At 68.3% G+C, this 24,396-nt stretch carries 21 protein-coding genes and 1 tRNA gene; 12 read left to right on the top strand and 10 right to left on the bottom strand.

From position 1 onward, the window contains the following. Nucleotides 1-89 precede the first annotated feature (89 nt). Complete coding sequence (locus VF557_03240) at nucleotides 90-908, top strand: DNA-formamidopyrimidine glycosylase family protein (GenBank protein HEX8079205.1); 819 nt, start codon at nucleotides 90-92, stop codon at nucleotides 906-908. On the opposite strand, the gene VF557_03235 is transcribed toward VF557_03240, so the two are convergent. After that, nucleotides 901-6,414 (bottom strand): carboxyl transferase domain-containing protein, encoded by a 5,514-nt coding sequence (locus VF557_03235; GenBank protein ID HEX8079204.1) that lies wholly within the window; start codon nucleotides 6,412-6,414, stop codon nucleotides 901-903. The genes VF557_03240 and VF557_03235 overlap by 8 nt on opposite strands. Before the next feature lie 249 nt (nucleotides 6,415-6,663). On the opposite strand from VF557_03235, the gene VF557_03230 reads away from it, so the two are divergent. The 3 genes from VF557_03230 to VF557_03220 all read left to right on the top strand — a co-directional run bounded on the left by VF557_03230 (nucleotide 6,664) and on the right by VF557_03220 (nucleotide 9,141). Further along, on the top strand, nucleotides 6,664-8,160 hold the full coding sequence (locus tag VF557_03230; protein ID HEX8079203.1) for a DEAD/DEAH box helicase: 1,497 nt from the start codon (nucleotides 6,664-6,666) through the stop codon (nucleotides 8,158-8,160). 351 nt (nucleotides 8,161-8,511) lie between these two features. Continuing rightward, complete coding sequence (locus tag VF557_03225) at nucleotides 8,512-8,745, top strand: hypothetical protein (protein ID HEX8079202.1); 234 nt, start codon at nucleotides 8,512-8,514, stop codon at nucleotides 8,743-8,745. 90 nt (nucleotides 8,746-8,835) lie between these two features. Beyond that, nucleotides 8,836-9,141, top strand: a complete 306-nt coding sequence (locus tag VF557_03220) for a hypothetical protein (GenBank protein HEX8079201.1) — start codon at nucleotides 8,836-8,838, stop codon at nucleotides 9,139-9,141. Between the two features lie 2 nt (nucleotides 9,142-9,143). On the opposite strand, the gene VF557_03215 is transcribed toward VF557_03220, so the two are convergent. Then, nucleotides 9,144-11,021: a Na+/H+ antiporter gene (locus VF557_03215; protein ID HEX8079200.1), complete on the bottom strand. Its 1,878-nt coding sequence runs from the start codon at nucleotides 11,019-11,021 to the stop codon at nucleotides 9,144-9,146. Nucleotides 11,022-11,198: 177 nt separating this feature from the next. Here VF557_03215 and VF557_03210 point away from each other — a divergent pair, with 177 nt between their 5' ends. Together VF557_03210 and VF557_03205 are read left to right on the top strand one after the other, a co-directional pair. Beyond that, nucleotides 11,199-11,795, top strand: a complete 597-nt coding sequence (locus tag VF557_03210) for an isochorismatase family protein (protein ID HEX8079199.1) — start codon at nucleotides 11,199-11,201, stop codon at nucleotides 11,793-11,795. Then, on the top strand, nucleotides 11,795-12,196 hold the full coding sequence (locus tag VF557_03205; GenBank protein HEX8079198.1) for a PPOX class F420-dependent oxidoreductase: 402 nt from the start codon (nucleotides 11,795-11,797) through the stop codon (nucleotides 12,194-12,196). The genes VF557_03210 and VF557_03205 overlap by 1 nt, the downstream gene beginning before the upstream one ends. Before the next feature lie 124 nt (nucleotides 12,197-12,320). Here VF557_03205 and VF557_03200 read toward each other — a convergent pair whose 3' ends face one another. Beyond that, nucleotides 12,321-12,746 carry an Hsp20 family protein gene (locus VF557_03200; GenBank protein ID HEX8079197.1) on the bottom strand — a complete coding sequence of 142 codons (426 nt, stop codon included), beginning with the start codon at nucleotides 12,744-12,746 and terminating at the stop codon, nucleotides 12,321-12,323. Between the two features lie 138 nt (nucleotides 12,747-12,884). On the opposite strand from VF557_03200, the gene VF557_03195 reads away from it, so the two are divergent. The 5 genes from VF557_03195 to VF557_03175 all read left to right on the top strand — a co-directional run bounded on the left by VF557_03195 (nucleotide 12,885) and on the right by VF557_03175 (nucleotide 17,524). After that, on the top strand, nucleotides 12,885-13,229 hold the full coding sequence (locus VF557_03195) for a MerR family transcriptional regulator (protein HEX8079196.1): 345 nt from the start codon (nucleotides 12,885-12,887) through the stop codon (nucleotides 13,227-13,229). Nucleotides 13,230-13,608: 379 nt separating this feature from the next. Next, nucleotides 13,609-15,510, top strand: coding sequence for a spore surface glycoprotein BclB (locus VF557_03190; GenBank protein HEX8079195.1), 1,902 nt, complete (start codon nucleotides 13,609-13,611; stop codon nucleotides 15,508-15,510). A gap of 308 nt (nucleotides 15,511-15,818) precedes the next feature. Continuing rightward, on the top strand, nucleotides 15,819-16,442 hold the full coding sequence (locus VF557_03185; protein ID HEX8079194.1) for a tetratricopeptide repeat protein: 624 nt from the start codon (nucleotides 15,819-15,821) through the stop codon (nucleotides 16,440-16,442). Between the two features lie 109 nt (nucleotides 16,443-16,551). Beyond that, nucleotides 16,552-16,623 (top strand) — tRNA-Lys (locus VF557_03180). A 235-nt stretch (nucleotides 16,624-16,858) separates the two neighbouring features. Then, nucleotides 16,859-17,524 carry a Calx-beta domain-containing protein gene (locus tag VF557_03175; GenBank protein ID HEX8079193.1) on the top strand — a complete coding sequence of 222 codons (666 nt, stop codon included), beginning with the start codon at nucleotides 16,859-16,861 and terminating at the stop codon, nucleotides 17,522-17,524. A 99-nt stretch (nucleotides 17,525-17,623) separates the two neighbouring features. Here the strand turns inward: VF557_03175 and VF557_03170 are convergent, their stop codons facing one another. The 5 genes from VF557_03170 to VF557_03150 form a co-directional block, all read right to left on the bottom strand. Then, the gene (locus VF557_03170) at nucleotides 17,624-18,307 is read right to left on the bottom strand and encodes an SDR family NAD(P)-dependent oxidoreductase (protein ID HEX8079192.1); all 684 of its coding nucleotides are present in this window, start codon (nucleotides 18,305-18,307) and stop codon (nucleotides 17,624-17,626) included. Nucleotides 18,308-18,545: 238 nt separating this feature from the next. Beyond that, the gene (locus VF557_03165) at nucleotides 18,546-18,860 is read right to left on the bottom strand and encodes a phosphatase RsbU N-terminal domain-containing protein (GenBank protein ID HEX8079191.1); all 315 of its coding nucleotides are present in this window, start codon (nucleotides 18,858-18,860) and stop codon (nucleotides 18,546-18,548) included. Continuing rightward, the gene (locus tag VF557_03160; protein HEX8079190.1) at nucleotides 18,851-19,267 is read right to left on the bottom strand and encodes an STAS domain-containing protein; all 417 of its coding nucleotides are present in this window, start codon (nucleotides 19,265-19,267) and stop codon (nucleotides 18,851-18,853) included. The genes VF557_03165 and VF557_03160 overlap by 10 nt, the downstream gene beginning before the upstream one ends. Then, nucleotides 19,267-20,172 carry an STAS domain-containing protein gene (locus VF557_03155; protein ID HEX8079189.1) on the bottom strand — a complete coding sequence of 302 codons (906 nt, stop codon included), beginning with the start codon at nucleotides 20,170-20,172 and terminating at the stop codon, nucleotides 19,267-19,269. The genes VF557_03160 and VF557_03155 overlap by 1 nt, the downstream gene beginning before the upstream one ends. After that, entirely contained in the window at nucleotides 20,169-21,251 is a 1,083-nt protein-coding gene (locus VF557_03150; GenBank protein ID HEX8079188.1) for a sigma-70 family RNA polymerase sigma factor, read from the bottom strand. Before VF557_03150 ends, VF557_03155 begins: the two co-directional genes overlap by 4 nt. Nucleotides 21,252-21,588: 337 nt before the next feature. Here VF557_03150 and VF557_03145 point away from each other — a divergent pair, with 337 nt between their 5' ends. After that, a complete protein-coding gene (locus tag VF557_03145; GenBank protein HEX8079187.1) occupies nucleotides 21,589-22,146 on the top strand; it encodes a hypothetical protein in 558 nt (185 codons plus the stop codon). Nucleotides 22,147-22,634: 488 nt separating this feature from the next. Here VF557_03145 and VF557_03140 read toward each other — a convergent pair whose 3' ends face one another. Continuing rightward, the gene (locus VF557_03140) at nucleotides 22,635-23,447 is read right to left on the bottom strand and encodes a hypothetical protein (protein ID HEX8079186.1); all 813 of its coding nucleotides are present in this window, start codon (nucleotides 23,445-23,447) and stop codon (nucleotides 22,635-22,637) included. Then, nucleotides 23,444-24,343, bottom strand: a complete 900-nt coding sequence (locus VF557_03135; protein HEX8079185.1) for an ATP-binding cassette domain-containing protein — start codon at nucleotides 24,341-24,343, stop codon at nucleotides 23,444-23,446. Before VF557_03135 ends, VF557_03140 begins: the two co-directional genes overlap by 4 nt. Nucleotides 24,344-24,396 lie beyond the last annotated feature (53 nt).

Here is a 24,396-nt window from a genome sequence, read left to right as displayed (position 1 = left end):
CGCGATTCTGCCATGCCGTCAGTCAGCGGCTAGTTTCGTATTCATGCCCCTGGCGATCCTCGACAACCCGGCAACCGAAGGCGGCACTCGTGCCTGAAGGTCATACCCTGCACCGGCTGGCTCGCGAGCAGCGCAGGTTGTTCGGCGGCCGGGCGGTGCGGGCCAGCAGCCCGCAGGGCAAGTTCGCCGAGGGCGCCAGCGCGATCGACGGCCGGGTGCTGCGGCGCACCGAGGCCAATGGAAAGCATCTGATCCACCACTATCAAGGTGGCCCCGCGCTGCACGTGCACCTCGGCCTGTATGGCAGCTTCACCACCGGCACGGGCCTGCCGCCCGAGCCCAAAGGCGCGCTGCGGTTGCGGCTGGTGGGTGAGAACGCCTGGACGGACCTGCGCGGCGCCACCATCTGCGAGCTGATCGAGCCGCACGAGGTCGCAGCCCTGTACGCCCGGCTCGGACCGGATCCGCTGCGCCGCGACGCGGACCCGATGGCCGCCTACCGCCGGATCAGCCGCAGCCGGACGGTGATCGCGGCGCTGCTGATGGACCAGCAGGTCATCGCGGGAATAGGCAATGTCTACCGGGCCGAACTGCTCTACCGGCACCGGCTGGATCCGTACCTGCCAGGTCAGGCGCTGAGCCTGGGAGTGTGGCTGCAGATATGGGAGGACCTGGTCACGCTGATGCGGGCCGGGGTCCGGGTAGGCCGGATCGAGACGCTACGGCCGCAGGATCGGCCCCGCAAGCGCGGGCCGCTGGCGCGAGACGAGGCCGGTTACGTCTACCGCCGGGCCGGGTTGCCGTGCCGGGTCTGCGGCACGGAGGTTCGAACCGAAGTGCTGGTCGGGCGCAACCTGTACTGGTGCCCGCACTGCCAGCCGCCCGGGTCGGCCGGCCTGATCAGCTGACGGCCCGGCCTTTGGAGACCGAGTCATCCAGCGCCTGGATCAGCCGTGGCCGCAACTCGTGAGCGCCGATCACCGCGTCGACCGAGCCGACCTCGACAGCCCGCTGGATGCTGTGGATGGCATCGAACTGCGCCGCCACCTCGGCCAGCTTCTCGACCCTGACGGTGCTGCGCAGCTCCGCCAGTTCGGTCGCCAGCGCTGCCCGCTCGATGCCGGTCGCGGCTGCGCCGCGTTCCTCCAGTTCCTTGATCCGGGGGTCCCGCGCGGTTCGAGCGTCGACCTCTCCGGTGAACACCACTGCCGCGGCGGGCGCTCCACCGAGCACCGAGGCGTACGAGCCCTCGATCGCCAGCACCGTCATCTCGCTGTTCAACGCCTTGGAGAAGACCACGAATGCCCCGCCGTGATAACGGGAAACCACGCAGAACACGATCGGGCCCTCGAAGTTGACGACGGCACGACCGATCTCGGCGCCGTACTCCAGTTGCAGGTTGCGCATCGAGTCCGGCGAGCCGTCGAAGCCGGACAGGTTGGCCAGCATGACCACCGGACGGTTGCCGCTGGCGGCGTTGATCGCCCGTGCGGTCTTCTTCGACGAGCGCGGGAACAAAGTGCCGGCCGTCCACAGGTCCGGGCCGTCGCTGGGCGGAAAGCCCCGGCGCGGAATCGCTCGGGACTCGATGCCGATCAGGCACACCGGGCGCCCACCCAAGTGGGCGTCGAAGACGACCGAGGTTTCGGCGTCGGCCATTCCGGCCCACCGCTCCAGCACCGAGCTGTCCTGGTCAGCGACCGCCCGCATCACCGACCTGATGTCGAAGGGCTTCTTGCGATCGGGGTTGCCGACCGGAGAGAAGATGTCGCCGACGGTGCGGAATTCGCTGTCGGCCAGCTGGTGCGGGTAATCGCTGATGTCGCGATCTACCGGGTCGGTGCTCTTGATCAGCCGGGGAGCACGCTCGCCCGCGGCGATGTAGGTGTGCGCGTAGTGATCGAGCAGCAGCTCGCAGGCGGCGGCGAGGTTGGGAACCCAGTACTGCGCCTGGCCGTTGGGTCCCATCACCCGGTCATAGCCGCCGATGCCGAAGTTGTCCTCGGCCGACACCCCGCCGGAGAAGTCCAGCGACTGCTTGCCGGTGAGCACCATGGCGCTGTCCGGGGTCATCACCAGGATGCCCTTGGTGTGCATCAACATCGTCGCTTCCGCGTTCCAGTACGGCTGGGCGCCGACATTGATTCCGGCGACCACGACGTTGATCTCACCGCCGGCCTGGGTGAAGGTGACGATCCGGCGCAGCGCCCGGGCCACCCAGTCCATGTTCTCGGTGCCCGAATCCATCGAGATCCTCGCACCGGCCGACAGCGCGAACCATTCCACCGGAACCGACAGCTCCTCGGCCAGGTCCAGGGCGGCGATGACCCGGGCGCACTCGGGCTCGGCGACCGCCCCCAGCGCCCGGGTCGGATCGCCGAGCAGCACGACCCGGGTGATGCCCTGCGGATGCCGGTCGGTCGGAGTGCTGGTCACCCCGACCACGATGCCGGCCCGGTTTCCGCCCGGCGGGCGATCAACCGGGGCCAACCGGCCGTCGGGGCCGAGATCGTGCTCGATGAACGAGCCGTCGCGACCGCTCAACATTCCTACCAGTTCATAGGGGTAAACCGTGCCGCGCCGGCGCGCCCGGAGCACCTTCTGGGCGTAGTCGTCCAGCGGATGCAGCCAGTGGTCCAACCGGCCGCTCACTGAGGTGACCACGCCGGCGCCGGGCTGGAAGGAGAACCGGACGACGGTGTTGCGGGCCCGCCCGTCCGGCGCCACCACCATGCCTTCGGCGATCACCTCTTCGATGCCCGCGCCGACGGTCAGCGGTGAGATGGTGCGTTGCAGGGCGGTCAGCTCCGAGACCGGGGCGTCCACCGTGGGCCAGACGTGCAGCGCCACGTAGTTCATGTCCAGCCGGGCGCCGCCGAGGCTGGCCCGGGCCCGCCTGATCGCCTCGCCGCAACTGGCCACCGCCCGTTCGGCGTGCGGCAGCGACACGACATGGCCCTCGGCGTCGCGGACCACCGCGAATTCCCGGATCTGGGCCAGCGCCACCAGCCGCCGGTCCGACTCGTTGTTCGGCGCCACCAGCAGGTAGAGCAGCACGTCCTCGGGGGCGTCGAGCCGGGTGATGTTGAATTCCTGCAGTCGCCACATCTTCAGCCGCCGGCCGACCATCGGGTGCACCCCGCGCACCAGGTCGTCCTCCACCAGGCCGCCCTCGTTCTGGGGCCGGAAGGTGTAGTAGGACACCGGCCTTCCTGAACCCGGGCAGATCGCGGTGACCACCCGGCGCACCTGCCGGGTGATCTCCAGCTTGGTCAGGATCGCCTGCAGCTGCGCCGAAGCCTCGACGGCGGAGTCCGGCACCTCCGGCCAGAGCACGTACAGGTCCAGCACCCCTTGATGGCCTGCGGGGGCGGCCTGCAGTTGCTGCTCCAGCGCCGTGACCAGGGCAGAGCCCGGCACCAGCTCGGCCAGCTCTGCCACCGTGGTCACCAGGTGCGTCGGTCGATCGTCGAGGGTGTAGTCGCACACCACGAACGGCCGGTCCGCGGCGTGCAGGCCGCGCAGGTCGTGCAGCTCGTACTCGCGGTAGTGCCTGCGTGCCAGCACCTCGAGCATCGGCTCGTGCTCACCGATGCCGGCCTCCAGCCGTTCGGCCAGGAACCGGACGATCTGCTCCGGGATCGCGGCCAGCGCGTTGATCCGCCGCGCGTAGTCCCGCGCGCCCGGATTGGCCGCCAGGTACCGGAGCTCGTCACGCACCCCGGCCAGCACCGACGCCCGGACGGCGTCCACCAACGGCTGGTCGAACCACCGGAAGCGGACGCTGCGGGCCAGGTCGCCCACCACCGGGTAGCGCAACTGGGTGGCCGCGATCAGCCGTTCGAGCACGTCGCGCACCTGCTCGGCGATCTCGTCGCCGGGGGCGTCGTCCAGCATCCACTGCTGCAGCAGCGAGGTGACCAGATGCAGGTGCGCCGACGCGCCGGGCTGGGCGAGGTAGATCCGGTAAACGGCCTCCTCCAGCGCTGGCGTGCGCTCCAGCTCGGTGACCCCGTAGTGGGTCAGCGCCTGGGACAGCCGCCGCCGGAAGGCGTCGGGCAACTGCTCGCGGTCGACGTCCAGGCTGTGCAGGTAGGAGTGGAAGTACTCGCGCGGGCTGTGCATCCGCTCGCCGGGCACCTCCTCGCCGCCGGGCCGGTTGCGGCTCAGCTCGCAGAGGTCGGCGAAGGCGCGGAACACGCCGAGTTCGGCCGTCACCGGGCAGTGGCCGCCGCTGGCCAGCTCGGCCCGGAAACGCTGGTAGGCGCTCAGCGTCCGGTCGGCGTCGGAGTCACTCAGGTCAAAGCCCAGCAGCAGGCTGCGCAGGTCGCCCAGGCAGCCGGCGGCCCGGGCCGCGGCGGATCCGCTGCGGCCGGTGGGAAGTTCCAGTACCAGCGCTTCGGCTTCTGCCGGCGCACTCTCAGCGGCGCCGTCGGCTTCCACGAGCGGCTCCAGGCGCACCATCGGAGTGCCGGTCTCGACCTGCCCGCCGGTGGAGACCAGCAGCTCGCGCACCCGGGCCGGGAACGGGGCGTAGAGCACCGTCTCCATCTTCATGCTCTCCAGCACCAGCACCGGGGCGCCTGCCGGCACCTCGTCGCCGACGGCCACCGGAACGGCCACCACCAGGGCCGGCGCCGGTGAGCGGAGCACGCCGCCCTCGTCCCGGCTCACCCGATGGGTCACCCCGTTGACCTCGATCAGGTTGATGATCCCGTGGGTCGCGCTGACCAGCCGGTAGCGCTGGTCGCCGACCTCGAGCCGGCTGACGTAACTGTTCAACCGCTCGATCCGGGCGTCCACGGTCCGGACCTCGCCGTCCTTGGCCACCCCGACCCGGTAGCGATCCGGCCCCAGTTGCGAGACGTTCACCCGATAGCTGGCGCCGCGCAGGGTCAGGTCGATCGCCCGGCTGACCTTGTGCCGGGCCTGCGGCCGGCCGCCGTGGGCGGTGGCGAAGAAGTGCAGCCGCTCGGCGCGCTCCTCCACCTCGTTGGCCTCGATGGCGGCGGCGACCAGCGCGATGCCGGCGTGCTGGTGGGACACCAACCCGCCCTCGGCCCTGGTGCGGTCTATCCAGCCGGTGTCCGCGGTCGCCGCGATCACCTCGGGCTCGGCCAGCAGGTCCAGCACGAAGCTCTTGTTGGTCGCCCCGCCCTCGATGATGACGGTGGTGTCGCGCACCGCGCGGCGCAACCGGGCCAGCGCCTCGTCCCGGGTCCGGCCGTGGGCGATGATCTTGGCGATCATCGAGTCGAAGTCAGCGGGAATGGAGTCACCGGTGCTGAACCCGGTGTCGACCCGCACCCCGGGCCCGTCCGGCAGGTCCAGCAGGGCGATCCGGCCCGGCGCCGGGGCGAAGTCCCGATCCGGGTCCTCGGCATTGAGCCGGGCCTCGACGGCGTGGCCGAGCTCGACCGGCGGCTGGCCGATCAGCCGGCCGCCGGCGGCGACCTCGATCTGCATCTTGACCAGGTCCAGCCCGGTGGTCAGCTCGGTGATCGGGTGCTCGACCTGCAAGCGGGTGTTGACCTCGAGAAAGGCGAACATCCCGTCGGAGGGGCGGTAGAGGAACTCCACCGTGCCGGCGCCGCGATAGTCCACCGCCAGGGCAAGCCGCTCGGCCGAGGCCTTCAGCTCCGCGACCTGGTGCGGCGCCAGCACCACCGACGAGGACTCCTCGATCACCTTCTGGTTGCGCCGCTGCACCGAGCAGTCCCGCACCCCGATGGCCCACGCGGCGCCCTGGCCGTCGGCGACCACCTGCACCTCCACGTGCCGGGCGCCCGACAGCATGGTCTCCAGGAACATCACGCCGCTGCCGAAGGCCCGGACGGCCTCATCCCGGGTCTGGTTGAAGGCTGCCGTCAGCTCCTGCGCCGAGCGCACCACCCGGATTCCCCGGCCGCCGCCGCCGGCAGTGGCCTTGAGCATCAACGGATAGCCCAGCGTCTCGGCCTTGGTCAGCGCCGAGCGCAGGTCATCGACCGCTCCCTGGCTCCACGGCGCGACCGGCACGCCGACCTTCTCGGCCAGCAGCTTGGAGCCGATCTTGTCGCCCAGCGCCCGCATCGCCTCGGGGCTGGGCCCGATGAAGGTGACCCCCAGCCGCTCGCACAGCTCGGCGAACGCCGGGTCCTCGGCGACGAAGCCCCACCCCACCCAGGCGGCGTCCGCGCCGGTCTCCCGAAGCGCCCGCTCGAGCACCTGGTAATCGAGGTAGGGACGAGCCGAGGCCGGGCCGATCGGGTACCCGAGGTCGGCTTCCCGGACGAACTTGGCCGAGCTCTCGGCGTCGGTGTACAACGCCACTGTCTCGATCTGTTCGCCACCGGCGGCATTCAACTCGCGCACGGCGTGGATGAGCCGCATCGCGGCCTCTCCGCGATTGACGATCGCAATCCGCCTGAACACCGGCTGTCCTCCTGTTTTCTGGGTGACGCCTCACCCTATCGGCTGACCCCTGGCCAGCGAGCTACCCGAGCGCAGGGCGGCAACGTCGAAGGCGCCGGCAGGGTAGAGTGCTTCTCGGTAGCCGGTTCAGTTCTGCCTCCGGCTCACTTTGGTCCCACACCACGCGCCGCGACCGCTGGTCTGCGCCGGGCAGGACGACCTTCTAGCTCTGGAGTTCTTGTTATGGCGGTCAACCGCCCTCGTTCGTCCATGTCCCCTTCTCACCCAACTTCAGCAGGTTTCGCCGAACTCGGCGTGCCGAGCGCGTTGGTGGCCGTGCTGGCCGCCAACGGCATCACCGCGCCGTTCCCGATCCAGCACGCGACGCTTCCTGACTCACTCGCCGGCCGCGACGTGCTGGGCCGCGGCCGGACGGGCTCCGGCAAGACCTACGCTTTCGCCCTTCCGGTGCTCGCCCGGTTGGCCAGCAACAGCAAACCCCGGCGTCCCAAGAGCCCGCGGGCACTGATCCTGGCCCCGACCCGTGAGCTCGCCAGCCAAATTGAAACGGCCCTGGCGCCGCTGGCGCAAGCCTTGTCCTTGCGCACCCTCACCGTCTTCGGCGGTGTCGGAGCCAATCCGCAGATCACCGGCCTGCGGGCCGGCGTGGACGTCCTGGTGGCCTGCCCGGGCCGGCTGGAGGACCTGATCTCCAGCGGTCACGCCGACCTCAGTCAGGTCGAGATCACCGTGCTGGACGAGGCCGACCACATGGCCGACCTGGGCTTCCTGCCCTCGGTCCGGCGGCTGCTGGACCGGACGCCGGCTTCGGGCCAGCGGATGCTGTTCTCCGCCACCCTGGACGCCGGCGTCGACGTGCTGGTCAAGCGGTACCTCACCAACCCGATCACGCACAGCGTCGACTCGGCCCAGTCACCGGTCTCGCAGATGTCACACCACGTGCTGCACCTGGCGGCCGCCGATGACCGGCTGCCGGTGCTGGTGGAGCTCACCGCCGCACCCGGACGCACGCTGGTCTTCACCCGCACCAAGCACGGCGCCAAGAAGCTCACCCGGCAGCTCATCGCCTCGGGCGTGCCGGCGGTCGAACTGCACGGCAATCTCAGCCAGAACGCCAGGACCCGCAACCTGGAGGCCTTCTCCGACGGCAGCACCCACACCCTGGTGGCCACCGATATCGCGGCCCGCGGCATCCACGTCGATGACGTCAACCTGGTGGTGCACGCGGACCCGCCGATCGAGCACAAGGCCTACCTGCACCGGTCGGGGCGTACCGCGCGCGCCGGCGCCGGCGGCACGGTGATCACGCTGATGACCGACGACCAGGTCGCCGACGTCCGGGACCTGACCCGGCGGGCGGCGATCAGCCCGACGATCACCCGGTTGCGCCCGGGACACCCGTTGCTGGCCGAGCTGGCTCCGGGCGAGCGGGCGTTCGTGACACCCCCGGCCGGTTCCAGCACCACCGAGCCGGTGGCACGTGGGCGCGCTTCCGGGCGCGGCTCGGGCGGTCGCGGCAAGCCGGCGGGTACCGGATCAGGTGGCCGCAACGCCGGCCAGGGCGCGTCGGGCCGGGGCTCAGTCGGACGTCCGGCGTCGGGTCGCGCCTCCTCCGGACGGGGGTCGGCGGCCAAGTCCGGCACCCCGATCCACACCAGCGAGAGCCGGCCGGCGGGCACCCGGACGACCGGCGCGGCCGCGTTCTCGGCCAGCGCCCGGCCACGCGGGCGCCGCACCGGCTTCTGATCCGTCCCTTTTCAGGCATTCTGGCAACGGCGCCCGTCGTGGTCTGTATAGTGTTCTCTCAGCAGCCCACCTAGCGGCTGTCAGGTAGCGCAGTTCACGTGTGAATGACCTGCACGGTTGAACGTCACGACGCGCCTGGTCTGTGAGCGGCACAAGACACGCGCCCCAAGCAGGTAGTAGAACGGCCGATGGCGGCTGCCTGTATCCCAGGCCCGCCGAAGGTCGATGGTGAAAGGAAGACTGTCGTGGATACCGACGACTACGGTCCCTGGGACGACTAGCAGACCGGAAGTGGGCCGCCTTTTTCTGGGCGGCCCGCTTTTTTCCGGTCTCGGGGGCTACTCTGAGACTGTGCCCATCGATATGGAATTGCAGATTCTCACCGTTCTACAGGGCATGAATGCCTCCGGAAGGCCCGCCACCTTCGGTGACCTGGCCCGCCGGTTCGGCGTCAGCTCAGACCTGATCGCCTTGCATGCCAAGCAATTGGTAGCCGAAGGCCGCGCGCAACCGTCCATGGTGAACGTCCGGGGCGTGCCCACGCTGCACGGACTGATGCCCAAGCCAGACCCCGGCAAGGCCTGACACCTTCGCTCCGGCCGGCAGCGCCGGTAGCACCTTTCCGGCGACCGTCAAGATCGGCGCCGTTTCGACTGACCAATGGAGAATTACCCTGTGAGCACTGCTGAAAACCACCCGGCAGCCGCCCAGAGCGACCTGCCGCCTGAACGGGTCAACGGTGCCGCCAATGGCAGCGCCTCCCACAGCAGCGCGATGTTCTCGGGGGCTCCGGCCAACGCGCAGGCCGGCGGCCTGAAGCCGGAGACCGAGCAGTTGAACCTGCGGATCCGGGCCGACCTCTACCGCCAGCTCGACCGGGTGTCGGTGATCCTCGGCGCCCGCCGCGGAGTGCCCACCAACCGGGTGACCATCGTCGAAGAGGCGCTGGCCGCCTACTTCGAGGCCAACCGCACCACCTGAGCTCAGCCCAACCGCGAGTCGACGTAGCACCAGCGCCACGCCTCACCGGACTCCACGCTGCGCATCACCGGATGCTCGGTGCTGGAGTAGTGCTTATCGGCGTGCTTTCCGTCGGAGGAATCGCAGCAGGCAACGTGCCCGCAGGTAAGGCACATCCGCAGGTGCACCCAGCTCAGTCCCTCGTCCTCGCATTCCTGGCACCGGCCGGGAGTGTCCGGTCGGACGGTCAGCGGCGCGGCTTCCAGGTGCTCGCAGTCGTTGCCGTTGATCTGGCTGCGTAACGGCTCGTCGCGTGGCAATTCGTCCTCGCCTTCGTCGAACCGGTCGATGAGCGACTCCTCCAGGTCCAGCACCCGCATCACCGCCTGCAGCACCTCGTGATCGAGCACCCCGGAGTCTCGCACCTTGAGCAGTTCCTCGCGCTCGGCCTGCAACATCACCAGCCGCAGCCGCCGGTAGTGCTCACTGGGCGTCAGCAGGTCCGACTCGTCGGGACCCAGCCGCTCCCAGGCCGCGTTCACCTGGTGCCCGACCCGGTGGCGCAGGCCCTCGATCACCTCGGCCGGGGTGTCCTCATCGGAGTGCTCCTCCAGCGCCCGCAGCCCGGCGTCGGTGACCTGCTGCATCAGACCGGCTTCCTGCAGCGCGTCCTCGGCCCGGCTGGGGCCGCGCAGTTCCAACCGGTGCACCACCCAGGGCAGCGTGGCGCCCTGCAGCAGCAGGGTGCCGCCGACCACGACGAGCGCGGCCAGCACCAGCACGTCACGATAAGGAATGTCGGCCGGCAGCAGGAACACCGCGGCCAGCGTTACCACTCCACGCATGCCGGCCCACGAGATGACCGCCGGGTACCGCCAGGGCGGAGCGGGGTCGGCCTCGCGCACCCGGCGGGACAGCTTGCGGGGCAAGTACACCGCCGGAAAGACCCAGAGCGGGCGCAGCAGCATCGCCGTCGCCAGGATCGCCAGGCAGGAGCCGATCAGGTGCCAGTGGTTCAGCGGCGAGCGCCAGGCGTTGTCGACGATCACCCGCACCTGCAGCCCGATCAGCAGGAAGACCGAGTTCTCCAGCAGGAAATCGACGGTGCGCCAGTTGGTGCGCTCGGCGATCCGGGAGGCCGCGCTCTGCCAGACCGGCGCCCGGTGACCCAGGATCAGGCCGGCGACCACCACCGCGATCACGCCGCTGGCGTGGATCTTCTCAGCGGGCAGGAAGGCCAGGAACGGCGCCAGGAACGAGACCGTGGTGTCGAGCACCGGGTCGGTAATCCGGCGACGCAACGTTCCCAGCACCAGCGCCACCCCGACGCCGATCGCCACCCCGCCGCCCGCTGCCAGCAAGAAGTCACCGGCCGCGTGCAGCACGGTCACCGAACCGGCCGAGGCGGCGATGGCGGTGCGCAGCGTCACCAACGCGGTGGCGTCGTTGAAGAGGGACTCCCCTTCGAGGATGGTCACGACCCGGCGAGGCATCCCGACCCGGCGGGCGATCGCGGTGGCCGCCACCGCGTCCGGCGGCGCCACCACCGCGCCGAGTGCGACAGCCGCCGCGAACGGCACCGGCAGCAGCAGCCAGGCGACCAGTCCCACTCCGAAGGCGGTGAACAGCACCAGGCCCACCGACAGCAAGCCGATCGAGCGCCGGTTCGCCTTGAAGTCCACCAGGGACGTCCGGATCGCAGTGGTGTAGAGCAGCGGCGGCAGCAGTCCCAACAGCACCAGGTCCGAGGTCAGCGCCACGTCCGGCACGAACGGCAGGTACGAACCGGCGACCCCGGCGAGGGTGAGCACTAGCGGCTCGGAGACCCTGAACTGGCGGGCCGCCGCGGCCAGCAAGGCCCCCGCCGCCACCAGAATCACCAAACCGACCGCGATGTCCACTCAGCCATCCTGCCAGCCGATGGGCGCGCGAAACGCCGGCTGGGCGCCAGGCCTGCCGGAGCTCGGGGACTTTGGCGTCAAAGGCCACGGATCGCCGGTGCGAGGACGCGCTGGAAGCGGTCGAGCCGGCTGTCGTAGGGTCCAGTAGAGCCTCACCTCGCACGAAAGGACCCGCCGATGCCCGGTACTCGCGCGCTGCTCATAGTCGATGTGCAACCGACCTTCTGCGAGGGCGGTGAGCTGGCGGTGGCCGGTGGCAACCAGGTCGCCGACCGGATCGCCGAGCACCTGAAGGCGCACCGGGCCGAGTACCGGCTGACGATCACCAGCCAGGACTGGCACCTCGATCCGGGCGCGCACTTCTCCGAGCAGCCTGACTTCGTCGACACCTGGCCGCCGCACGGGCTGGCCGGCACCGCCAACGCCGAGCTGCATCCCGTGGTCACCGCCGCCCTGGCGCCCTCCGGTGCGGACGTGACGATCAAGAAAGGGCTGCACGAGGCTGCCTACTCGGCATTCGACGGAACCTCGCCGGACGGCCGCACGCTGGTCGAGGTGCTCAGCGAGGCAGGTGTCAGCGAGCTGGACGTGTGCGGCATCGCCGAGTCCCATTGTGTCCGGGCCAGCGCCCTGGACGCCCTTCAAGCCGGCTTAGCGGTGCGGCTGCTGACCGACCTGACGGTGCCGGTCACCGAGGAGTCCGGCGCGGCGGCACGCGCGGAGGTCAGCTCGGCAGGCGGCGTGCTGGCCCGGTCGGGTGCGAGGAGCGGGTGATGGAGACCTTCGAGCACCTGCGCCGCGCCAAGACCGTGCTGCTCAGCACCAGGCGGCGCGACGGCTCCACCGTCGACACCCCGGTCAACCTGGCGGTGGGCGAGGATGGCGTGGGGTACTTCCGCACCTGGTCGACATCGGGCAAGGCTCGGCGGCTGCGGAACTTTCCCGGCGTCCGGGTGGCTCCGTGCTCGTTCACCGGCCGCCCTCAGGGCTCGGACCAGCCGGCTGTCGCCAGCCTGCTGTCCGGTCCCGACATCGAGTTGGCCCGCCGGTTACTGGCCCGCCGATTTCCGGTGCTGCATGGCCGGCTGGTGCCGTTGGTCCACCGGCTGATGCGCTATGACACCGTCCATTACCGGCTGAGGCCGGCAGCCGAACCTACGCCCTGGCAAGGCTGACTGCCTCCGCCTGCCTCCGCGGCCGAGGTTCGCGGGCTGGGTTCGCGGGCTGAGACAGGCGAGCCCGGAACGGGCACAGCCGAGTGCGGCGGTGCCGTTCCGGGCCACCGGAACCAGCGATGCGTCAGACGGAGATCGCCTGCCGGTTCTGGGCGTCGCTCTGAATCATGATCTTGCGGGGCTTGGCCTTCTCGGCGACCGGGATCGTCAGGCGCAGCACACCGGCCTGGTAGCTGGCCTCGATGTTCTCGGTGTCGAGGGCGTCGCCCAGGATGACCTGCCTGCTGAAGACGCCACGCGGGCGCTCGGCCGCGAGCAGCTCGATGTCGTTCTCGGTGCGAAGCCGCCGCTCGGCGCGCACCGTCAGCACGTTGCGTTCGACGTCGAGGTCAACGCTCTCCGGATCGACAGCCGGCAGGTCGAACTCGACGATGAAGCGGTCGCCCTCGCGCCAGGCGTCCATCGGCATCGCGGTCGGCCGGGCGGTCGTGCCGAAGACCTGGGAAGCGAAGCGGTCGAGTTCGCGGAACGGGTCAGTACGGATAAGCATTGGGGTTGCCACCTCCACAGTGACGGTCGAGTTTCTCCTTAGGTCGCATCTGCCATCTCACCTAATGTGTTATGGCTGATGTAGATTTGTTGTATCAAACTTTCTAGACTGATGCAAGTAGCAGAGGAGAGCAGTTCGATGGGACCCTTTCCGCAGCCAGATCCCAACCGTGGCGTGTACGGCATCACGACCGCCGCCGAGCTGGTCGGCAGCGGGCCTCAGAACCTGCGCCAGTACGAAGCTCGCGGCTTGGTCAATCCCCAGCGCACCGCCGGCGGCACCCGCCGGTACAGCGAGAACGACCTTCGCCGGCTGCGCGACATCGCCGCCCTGCTCGATGCCGGCCTGAACCTTGCCGGCATCGAGATGGTGCTTGCGTTGCGCACCGTCAATTCGGAGTTGCAGGCCGAGATCGACAAGCTGAGCACTTCTCCGGCACCGCAGCCGCGCAGCGCCAAACCAGCCAAGCGGCAGAGCAGCTGAGCTTGCGATATCCCACCGGGCTCGTTCTGTCACGCTGCGCTTACGGTCGCTTGCTGTAAGCAAGTTATGACCGATCACTTGGTCAGGATGTACGCCCGTTTCGCGAGATATGTAGGTGCGGCAAAGGACTTTGAGGAAACTTTGAGGAAACCGTCTTGTTACTCGCCTAAAGATCGTGTTAGTTTGCGAGTACGGCCAACTCAGGCCCAGCGGGCAAAGATCTGCCAGGCATTATGGTCGCCCTCGGCCTGGCAGGGAGCTAGAGGCGAACCCACGCGCGAATTCATTGACTATTCCGCGGGGGGAAGACGTCTTCATGTCCAGTCGTCACAGCTCATCCAGTCGCATCACGCGACGTAATCGTCGAATCGCGACTGTTGTGGCTGCCGGTGCCGGCATCACTTTGGTAGGCGGCATCACCGTTGCCCAAGCCTCGATCCCCGCCTCCGGCGGCGTGATCATGGCTTGCTATGACGCCAAGAATGGCGCGACTCGCATCATCGACTCTTCAGCCAGCTGCAGCAAGAGCGAGAAGCCGATCTCCTGGAACCAGAAGGGCGTCAAGGGTGACACCGGCGCTACTGGTGCGACGGGCGCTACCGGTGCGACGGGCGCTACTGGCGCGACGGGCGCTACCGGCGCTACTGGTGCGACCGGTCCTCAGGGTGCCACCGGCCCGCAGGGTGCCACCGGCGCCCAAGGTGCGACGGGCGCTACCGGCCCGCAGGGTGCCACCGGCCCCCAGGGCGCGACTGGACCGAAGGGTGACACCGGCGAGACCGGCGCCACCGGCGCACAAGGAGCCACCGGCCCCCAGGGCGCGACCGGAGCCAAGGGTGACACCGGCGAGACCGGAGCCACCGGCGCACAGGGCCCGCAGGGCGAGACCGGCGCCACCGGTGCCACGGGCGCGACCGGCGCCACTGGCGCACAGGGCCCGCAGGGCGAGACCGGAGCCACCGGAGCCACCGGAGCCACCGGCGCGACCGGCGCGCAGGGCGAGCAAGGCATCCAGGGCGAGACCGGAGCCACCGGCGCGACCGGAGCCACTGGCGCGCAGGGCGAGCAGGGCATCCAGGGCGAGAAGGGTGACACCGGAGCCACTGGTGCGCAGGGTCCGCAGGGTCCGCAGGGTCCGCAGGGCGAGCAAGGCATCCAAGGCGAGACCGGCGCCACCGGCGCGACCGGAGCCACTGGCGCGCAGGGCCCGCAGGGCGAGCAAGGCATCCAGGGCGAGACCGGAGCCACCGGCGCGACCGGAGCGCAGGGCCCGCAGGGCGAGCAGGGCATCCAGGGCGAGAAGGGTGACACCGGAGCCACTGGCGCGCAGGGCGAGCAAGGCATCCAAGGCGAGACCGGCGCCACTGGCGCGCAAGGCGCAACCGGTGCCACCGGTGCCACCGGTGCCACCGGTGCCACCGGCGCACAGGGTCCGCAGGGCGAGGTAGGCCCCGCCGGCCCGATGGGTCCGCAGGGCCCTCAGGGTGAGAAGGGTGACACCGGCGCGACCGGAGCCACCGGAGCGCAGGGTGAGCAGGGCATCCAGGGCGAGACCGGTGCCACCGGCGCCCAGGGCGAGACCGGAGCCACCGGCGCGCAGGGCATCCAGGGTGAGGCCGGAGCGCAGGGCATCCAGGGCGAGGTCGGCCCCGCAGGCCCTCAGGGCGCGCAGGGCGAGATGGGTCCGCAGGGCCCGGCTGGGCCTGCTGGTCCCGCAGGAGCTGACGGCGCTGATGGCGCCGCCGGCGCCAAGGGTGACAAGGGCGACACCGGCGACATGGGTCCGGCTGGACAGACCGGTCCGCAGGGTGATGTTGGTCCGCAGGGTGTTCAGGGCGAGACCGGCGCGACGGGTGCTACCGGCCCGGCTGGTCCCGCTGGAGCCACGGGTGAGACCGGAGCCAAGGGCGACAAGGGCGACACCGGTCCACAGGGCGAGGCCGGTCCCGCAGGCCCGACTGGTGCCACCGGTGCGACCGGCGCCACGGGTGCGACCGGTCCGGCCGGCACCGTCGCCAACACCACGATCGTGACTGGGACTCCAGGCTCGACTGGCGGCAACCCAGTTGTGGGCACCACGACCGGCACCTCAACAGCAACGTGCCCGGCTGGCACCAAGCTGCTCGGTGGCGGTGCCAATATCACTCAGGGCAATGGCGCTAAGGCGGCGGTTTCAGCTTCATACCCGTCGAGCGCCACCGCTTGGACCGGTACCGCGGTCGTCACAGTTTCGGGTAATGGTTCTGCAACGATCACCGCGTACGCAATCTGCGGTTCGTAACTGACAGGGCGCACGATCAAGGCAACACCGTAGGCGCGAGGCCCGCCAGGTAACTGGCGGGCCTCGCGTCCTGCTGGGCGCGATAGCTGTAGGAAGCCGCGACCCGGTGACGATTCGCATCCAGCTTCGCCTCAACTGAGGCTCAAAGCCCAGGGCGATTACCGCTCCGGGTTAAGATGTTGACGTTATGTTGTTGTTAGGTCGCGGGCGAAAGGGGCTCCAACGCCCGTGATGATCCACCGCACCACTCACCAGAAAGTCGGAGAAAGATCATGCGTAGTGGCACACCTAATGCGTTCCTGAAGAGGGTGGGGAACCGCTGCGCCGCCCTGGTGATGGCCACTGTCACCGTCCTGGCGCTGGCTGCCTGCGGAAACGACGACGGCACCGTCGACCCGGATCCGAAGAAGGCCTCGAACGCCCTGGCTGCCGGGCTCGACGCCCAGGCCAAGGGCGATCTCGATGAGGCGGTCCGCCAGTACAACGAGGTCCTCAAGTACGACAAGAAGAACAAGTACGCGCTGTATGACCTGGCCCTGATCGACGCCGCCCGGTCTAACTACGGCGAGGCCGAGAACAAGTACCGGGTGGTGCTGGCGATCGACCCGGCCTACGAGCCGGCCCTGTTCAACCTGGCGATCCTGGTGAAGGCCAAGGGCAACAATGCCGAAGCCATCTCGCTGTACCAGCGGGCGATCAAGGCCGCTCCCAAGGACGCCGCGGCGCATCTCAACCTGGGCCTGCTGCTGCGCGCCACCGGCAAGGTCAAAGAAGGCGACGCCGCGGTGAAGAAGGCGATCGCGCTGAACCCCAAGCTCAAGGATCCGGCGGCCTCGGCAAGCACCGCGCCCAAGTCGCCGGCCGCGTCTGACTCAGCCAGCCCCGACGCCTCAGATTCGGCCAGCCCTGACGCCTCACCGACCCCCTCGTAAGTAGGCATACGCCACCTGTGGTCAGTGGTGAGAAGTCTGAGACACTGTGCTGCGGAGGATCGGCGTCTCGGTTCCCTGAATGCTGAAAAGGCGAGACGTTCATTCTCTGGGGCCTCTAGCTCAATGGCAGAGCTGCGGACTTTTAATCCGTAGGTTGTCGGTTCGAGTCCGACGGGGCCCACAACTGCCCATTCGCTGAGCGGCAGGGCGCTGAAATTCAGCAGGCACCGGCCACCTTCAGCCCAGGGGCGGGGTGGGTTCCGGGCGACCAGCGCAGTTGCGCGCGCAATGTCTTTTCATGTGGAATACAGCCACTATGCAAGAGTCGCCCCGAATGACATAGTATCCCCCGCCTATTGGCGGCTTGGCGCTATTCCTTGCATTAGGAGCGCACGATGAACCTACTACGTCGTTGCATGACACTCGTTGCCGCAGCCGCGCTCTGCCTGCTGTCGGTGCAGGCCGCCGAGGCGGCCACTCGCGCACGCACCCCGACGGTCACGGTGGTGGGTGGAGCCAGCTACGAGTACGTCAAGTCATGCTCAACTACCTCGCCGTACCGATGCGGCACGTACGACACGCAGCTCGTATTTATCATCTACACCACCAACCAGGGCAGCGCTCCGATCACCATCGGCTACCAGACGGTGAACGGCAGCGCGGTCGCCGGCAGTGACTACCACGCCACCTCGGGCACCGTCACCATTCAACAGAATTCTCCCCAGGCCTACGTCCCCATCACTTTTTACAACGACGGTGTGGCCGAGCCGGCCGAGACCATGCAGCTGACGCTGACCAGCTCCAGCTCGCCGGCCAACATCAGCTCGGTAGGGACCGGCACGATCTGGGACGGCGGGCAGATACCCACCGACTGCGGCCTGAGCAAGACCGCGCCGAAGCAGTTGTCGATGACCTGCATGGGCCGGCCCGCCGGGCAGACCTGGTTCCTGGACTCGGGGTGCAACTGGCCACCCGGATGGGGCGAGGACTACCTGCTCGGCAATGAGGTCACCGGCAACGGCACATCCTCCGGCAACTGCTACCTCGGCTCCCCCACGACGGGCAACTTCAACACGGTTTAGCCGTCGCATCATCAGTGCGACATCAGACAACAGGGCGTTCAAGTTCTTAGGGCGTCGTGGCCTCGGCGAGACGGTGACAGCGCGGGAACGCTCGAGCAGTCACGAAGGCAGCAGACCCGAGGTGGCACGCTCAAGCATCTTGTTGGCCCCGGCATCCCAGGCGGCTTCAATAGAAACTGACATCGCGTCAGGAAAAATGTCTTCCTGATCGGCCTCGAGGCCGTCGTAGACGGCCTTGGCCACCGCCGCTGGTGCGGCCTTCGGGATGTTCACTGCCCGGGTCATGTCGGTATCGACCGGGCCGGTGAGGACAGCGTGCACCCGCACTCCGTGCATGGCGAACAGCGCCCGCTGCACCTGAGTGAGCGAAAGGGCTGCTGCTTTGGAGATGGAGTAGGCCGGCATGGTCGGAAGTGCTGCCAGCCCGGCCAGTGAGAGGATGTTAACGACATCGCCGCGAGAGGCTGCCAACAGCGGCAGGACGGCCTGGGTCAGCTCGTACGGGCCGTACAGGTTGACCGCGAGATGGTCTCCGATAGCGGCGCGGTCGTCCAGCTCGTCGTAGGTCCCCACGCCCGCGTTGTTGATGATCACGTCGAGGTCTTCCATGCTCTTCACCGCTGCCTTGATCTGCGCCCCGTCGGTCACGTCCAGAGGCAGTGTGACGACCCGGCTGTCCGAGTGGTCGACGGGTGTGCGCATTCCTGCGTAGACGCGCTTCGCGCCGCGGTGGAGTGCTTCCTCCACCAGAGCATGGCCGAGGCCACGGTTGGCTCCGGTCACCAAGACGATACGGCCTGTTACGGGGCGTTCTGATTTGGGCATTTAATCTTCCGTTCTAGGTAGTTAGTCCCTTTGATGCCACAGAGTAGGCACAGTCGAAGTCGCAAAACCAGCCCGTCTCCTGCCCACTTCCGGCTTGCGGCGGCATAGCCACGAATACGGCAATCTTGAAGAAAGCGCCTTAACCTGAAATTTCCGGCGTATGCCAGCAAGGGTGCCTGTCAAGGCGTGCGAGGTTCTAGCGCTCGGCCGTGGGCGGAGGCCGCTGTTGCTCCAGCAAGGACCGCTGGGTCATGTCATAGGTGGCGAGAACCTCCAGGAAGAATTCCGACGCGGCCGTCGTGACGCCGACCAGCTCCGCTTCCGGAGTGTTCTGGATGACGTCCAGGAACACCTCGTGGTGCAGCTGGGCCAGGTCCAGGATCGTGATTCTCTGGACAACCGCCGAACGCCCGATCTCGTAGGCCGCATGAAGGGGCGCCTCTTCGCGTCGCGGCAGGTAACGCAGGAACGCGACCCGGTAATTGCGCTCCAGCTCCGGGGTCACCCCCACGGTGACATCTTGTGTTCCGGGCGGTGGTTGACAGTGCTTGCCGTGACGCCCACGCCCAGGTAGGCCAAGCCCTCCTCGAGATCCAGGGCTGTCTCGATCGACCCGGTGCCCAACCCCAGTTCCACCATGGCAAGAGCGACGTCCGGTTGGATTCCTACCAGCACGGTGATGGCTCCGCGAAGGCGAGCCATTTCGGCTATGTCTCTGAGCGTGCGCAGCCCGAACGAGTCCAGCACATCCAATGCGGCGACATCGATGATCACCCCGCGCGACCGGCGGGCACCGATCTGTTCGATCAGGTCCCGCTGGAAGCGAATGAGCTGACTGTCATCGAGCGCAGTGTGGATCGATGCGATCAGGGTCGAACCCTGCTGCAGGATCGATACGAGTGCTGGCCCGGAGTCCATTATCCCGTGGAACCGTCCTGCCGGCTCACGGTGTAGCCCAGGAGCCGTTCGGCTTCTTCGAGGCCGCCCTGCAGATCCCCGATCGTGTTCATCTTGCCGAGATCGACGCCGATCGTCACCAGAGTCTGCGCGATGCCCGGCGACAGCCCGGTGATGATGACGCTTGCCCCCATCAGGCGAGAGGCGTCGACCGTCCGAACGAGGTGGTTGGCAGCTGCCTCATCGACGGTGGGAGAGCCGGTGATGTCGATGACGACGACCTTCGCCCGATGCCTGCGAATGCCGGCGAGTAGCTGCTCGGTGAGCTGGCGAGCGCGTTCGGTGTCCAGAACTCCGATGATCGGAAGGATCAGGAGCCGTTCCCGAACCGGAAGAACGGGCGTCGAGAGCTCCCGGATGGCGTCCTGCTGCTGACGGATCACCCGTTCCCGTTCGTCCACGAAGCTCACCGCGACGGTGTTGGCGATCCTGTTCGCCGCGGGCTCGTAGGCGTCCAGAACCCTGTTGAGCATGGAGAAATCCTGCTGGTACTTGCCGAACAGCGATCTCGCCAGCACGTCACGGAGCAGCAGCACTATGCCCACTACCTCGTGGGTCTCCACCCCCCGGGGGATGATGCGCTCGGACAGGTCGCGGGCATAGTGCTGCAGCGCTTCGACGTTTCCGGTTTCGAGCACCTCGACGTAGTTGTCGTACACCGAGGTGGTCTCCGCGGCGACCTCCTGCGGGGTCATGGCCTGCAACAGGTGCGCGCCCTGAATACGGCTGGCCCACTCCTGTCGGAGCCTGGTGCGGTTCTCCCGCAGGTGCGCCACCAGCTGTGGCAGCAGCTGCTCCTCATCCTGAGGGTCCAGGGCCGGGAAGTCCGATACAGCTTGCTCGACGACTCGCTCGTCCTCGCTCACCTGTGCATCTCCTTTCGCCATTTGATCATGGTCACCGTTGTTCCTCGACCCACTTCTGACACGACTTCGAACTCATCCATCAACCGGCGCGCACCCGGCAAACCCAGGCCCAGCCCGCTGTAAGTGCTGTACCCGTCAACCATGGCCTGGTCGATATCGGCGATTCCCGGCCCGGTGTCCCGAGCCACTATCTGCACGCCGTACCGGCCATCCTCGACTACCTCGATGCTGAGTTCGCCCTTCTCGGCGAACCGGACGATATTACGGGCGATCTCGGAGACCGCCGTTGCGATGATGGTTGAATCCGTCCGCGAGAACCCGACGTTGGAAGCCATTTCTCGTACTGCCTGCCGAGCCGTGACGATGTCGGCGTCCCGGTGAATTCCGATCACGTCTTTTCGGGGATCGTCGGCGGTTCTCTCGAGCAGGGGCCGGCTGATCCGCACGCACATGTCGCACTCGAGCAGATGACGCCCCGTGTCCAGCTCGCGTTGCCGACGACGATCTCCGGCGGAGAGCGAGAAAAGGACCTGCCGGCACCGGTCGGTGGGCGGCTCCACCTTTTCTGACACGAGAAGGTACTCCACCCGCAGGCGGGCACGGGCTCGGTGCAACTGGGCGGCGACAGCGCCGGCCGTCATGCCGAACTGGGTACCGAGGCTGCTGGTGTCCTGGCCGTTTACCTCGTGGGCGACGAGCGTCTGCCGATCCCGCTCGGACAGCCGGGCAAGCGCCGTCGCCATCGCCTCGCGTTTCTCACCTTCGAGCAACTGCTGGTCGACATGCTCAGCTACCTGCAGGTCGGCCAGCCGGTGCTGATTGCGCCGCTGGCGCTCCTGCTGCTTGGCCAGCGAGGAGATCAGGTTGCGGGCGGTGACGATGGCATAAGGCCCGTGCATGCCCTTGTTGACTCGATCCCCTGCCCCGAGGACCCGAGCCAGCGTCTCCTGCACCAGGTCATCGGCCGTGGCCGAGTCGTTCACCCGGGGCGTCACCACGCGCCGGACCAGGGAGATGAGCTCCGGGATGTCTATCCCCTCATCTTCGGCGCCCCGATTCGGCGGGGTGACGGCGCCCATGGTGGGACCTTACCCCGCCGCCCGGCAGATCTGACCCGAGGAACAAACGCCCCTGTGCGCCGCTATGGACCGCAACGACGGGGCTGCTACACCGGACGCCTTGGTGCCGGCCGCATTACGCGAGATCCGGCCGCGAACAGCGCCGCGACGCGATCCGCCAGCCCTGCCTACAGGCAGCCGGAGCTCAGCGGCCGGCAGGTGGGCGGCCATAGGGCCGCGTGATGCGACACCGTCCGGGTGGTCTTCATATCGCTGGGTCTCATCAGGGGCTCGGTGAGCCAGACCGTCCTGGCGCAGATATGAAAGAGGTGGTTCGATGTCCTACCCCGCAGAAAGCATGTCAAGACCCGGTCGTTCGCTGTCCAAGGTGTGGTTCCTGTTCGTTGCGATCGTGGCAGCGTTCGTCCTGTTCATGGGAACCGCTGTCATCGCCACGGCAGCGCCCCGGACGGCGACGCCGTCGACGGCCAGCGTCACGGGCACGCTCGCGGACGGCAGCGGAGCGGTCACCGGCGTGTTCGATGTGAACAGGTTCAGCGCCTCGGGCTCTCGACTGCTGGCCACCGGCACCTTCACCGGCACTATCACCGACGCGGCTGGAACCGTTCTGGCGTCCGGAACACAGGCGATCACCGTTCCGGTCGACCTGGCCAACAGCGCCGGATCGTGTCAGATCCTGCACCTGACGCTCGGCCCGCTGGACCTGGACCTGCTCGGCTTGCAGATTCATCTGGATCGGATCGTCCTCGACATCACGGCGCAGTCCGGACCCGGCAACCTGCTGGGCAACCTGCTGTGCGCGATTGCGGGCCTGCTCGACGCGAACACCGGGATCAGCGCGATAGTCAGCCAGATCGCCATGCTGCTGAACCGGCTCCTGGGCGTCCTCGGCTAGGCATCCCCCTGCCCTAGCCAAGAGGATGGAGTTGCGACGGCGGGGGACGGCACCCGATCCTCCCCCGTCGTCGCAATCCAGCGCACTGAGCATTCGCACGAGGAAGAACCCGCGCCAGTTCGCTAACGGGGTTGAGCTATGCCAAGACTGTTTCTCTACATGCCGAAGCTGTTCCCCCGGCACCGCCCGGCCTCCGACTGGACGCTGGCTGCCGGGCTGGCGCTAGTACGCGTCGAACCGCTCACCCTGGCGTGGGAGGAAGTGTCCGATCACAGCCGGACGCACGTCCTCCCGACGCACGTCCTCCCGACGCGTAGCGATTTCGTCCGGCGAGGCGTGCGAAATCGCTACTCGATGCTGCGGACCGCACTTCCGCCGGCAGCTGCCCAGCAGGCTGCGGACTGCTCGCCCCGAACAGGAGCGGACGCTCGAACGCCCGGCGGGATCCGGCTCCACAAGGGTGCCGGATCCCGCCGGGCGACGGGCCCTTACTTGACCTCTGACCTCATCACATACCAGACCCCGACCACCAGCGGGATCACCAGCCAGATCATCCCGGTGGCGCCGATATGCGCCCACTCCTCGCCCGTCGGAGCGCCGTTGAACAGCGCGCCCTGGGCGTAGCTGACATCGACCCAGGGGCGCAGGGTCTCGAACCAGTCCTGGCTGGCGGCCAGCACCCCGAAGATGGTGGGCAGCAGCAGCGAGTAGACGAAGTAGGCGACGATGGCTCCCGACGAGCTGCGGATGAGCACGCCGAGCATGAAGCCGGTCAGCAGCCCCAGGACGTTGCCCAGCACGATGAACAGGCACTCAGCCAGCGACATGTCCCACACGACGGCGGTACCCGTGATCGCGGTGCCCACCAGGTTGCCGAGGGCGCCGATCGAGAAGGCCAGCAGCATCGAGACGACCGCGACGGTGACCGATGAGATCGCCTTGGCCAGCACGACCCGGCTCCGGTGCGGCACCAGGGTGAACGTGGTCAACCCGCTGCGCTGGCTCCACTCGCTGGTGACCGACAGGATGGCCACCATCGGAAGGATGACGGCCATCGGAAAGCCGATCGCCGCGCCGAAGGTCGCGTAGGTGAGCTCGCTGTCCGGGGCGAACAGGATCACCGCGGTGGTGGCCAACAGCGCCGCGATGACGATGCTGGCCATCAGCCAGAAACCCGAACGGGTGTTGAACATCTTGCGCAGTTCGACCTTGGTCACCCTGGCCAGCGGCACCCGGGCGACCGGTACCCGCCGGATGATCTGACGCTGTTCGAGGACGGGTTCGGTGTGGACGGCGGTCATGCCGCTGCTCCTTCTCTCTGGGTAGTGACAGTGAGCTCGAGGAACATCTCCTCCAGGCCGGCGCCGTCGGCGGGCCGCAGTTCGGTGAGGGCGATTCCCGCCTTCAGCGCGACCGTCCCGACCAGCGTGGGATCGGCGTCGGTGCGCAGCGCGCCGTCACCGGACCGGGTGACGGCCAGTCCCCATGCGCTCAGGGCCCGTTCCAACTCGCTCAGCTCGGCAGCCCGAACGACGGTGCCCGCGGCCTGCAGCAGCTCGGTCTTGGTGCCCTGCGAGACGATCCGGCCGTTGCCGATCACCACGATGTCATCGGCGATGACCTCGATCTCGTGCAGCAGGTGCGAGGACAGCAGGACGGTTCCGCCCCGGTTGGCGTAGTCGCGAAGCAGGTCGCGCATCCAGCGGATGCCGGCCGGGTCAAGGCCGTTGGCGGGCTCGTCGAGGATCAGCACCTCCGGATCGCCGATCAGGGCGGTGGCGATGCCGAGCCGCTGGCGCATCCCGAGCGAGTAGTTGCCGACCCGGCGGTCGGCCTCGGCGCCGGTGAGGCTGACCAGCTCGATCATGTCGCGGACCCGAGCCGCCGGCAGCCCCATCGTCTGCTGGGCGATGGTGAGGATCTCGCGCCCGGTGCGACCGGCGTGCTGGGCGGAGGCGTCCAGCAGCACCCCGACCTCCAGTCCCGGGTTGGGAAGGTCGCGGTACCTGCGGCCGGCGATGGTGACGGTTCCCGACGTGGGCGGGGTGAGGCCGACGATGATCCGCATGGTGGTCGACTTGCCGGCGCCATTGGGGCCGAGGAAGCCGGTCACCCGGCCGGCTCGGGCTGTGAAGCTGATGCCCTCGACGGCGGTGTACGCGCCGTACTTCTTGGTGAGTGAATCGATAGTGATCATGGAGGAAATCCTCGCGCCGACGCGAGGCCGGGGCATCGGGGACGGCCCTGAGA

This window comes from Jatrophihabitans sp. (genome assembly GCA_036389035.1).
Classification (GTDB): Bacteria; Actinomycetota; Actinomycetes; order Mycobacteriales; family Jatrophihabitantaceae; genus Jatrophihabitans_A.
This window is presented reverse-complemented; position numbering and strand designations above follow the sequence as displayed.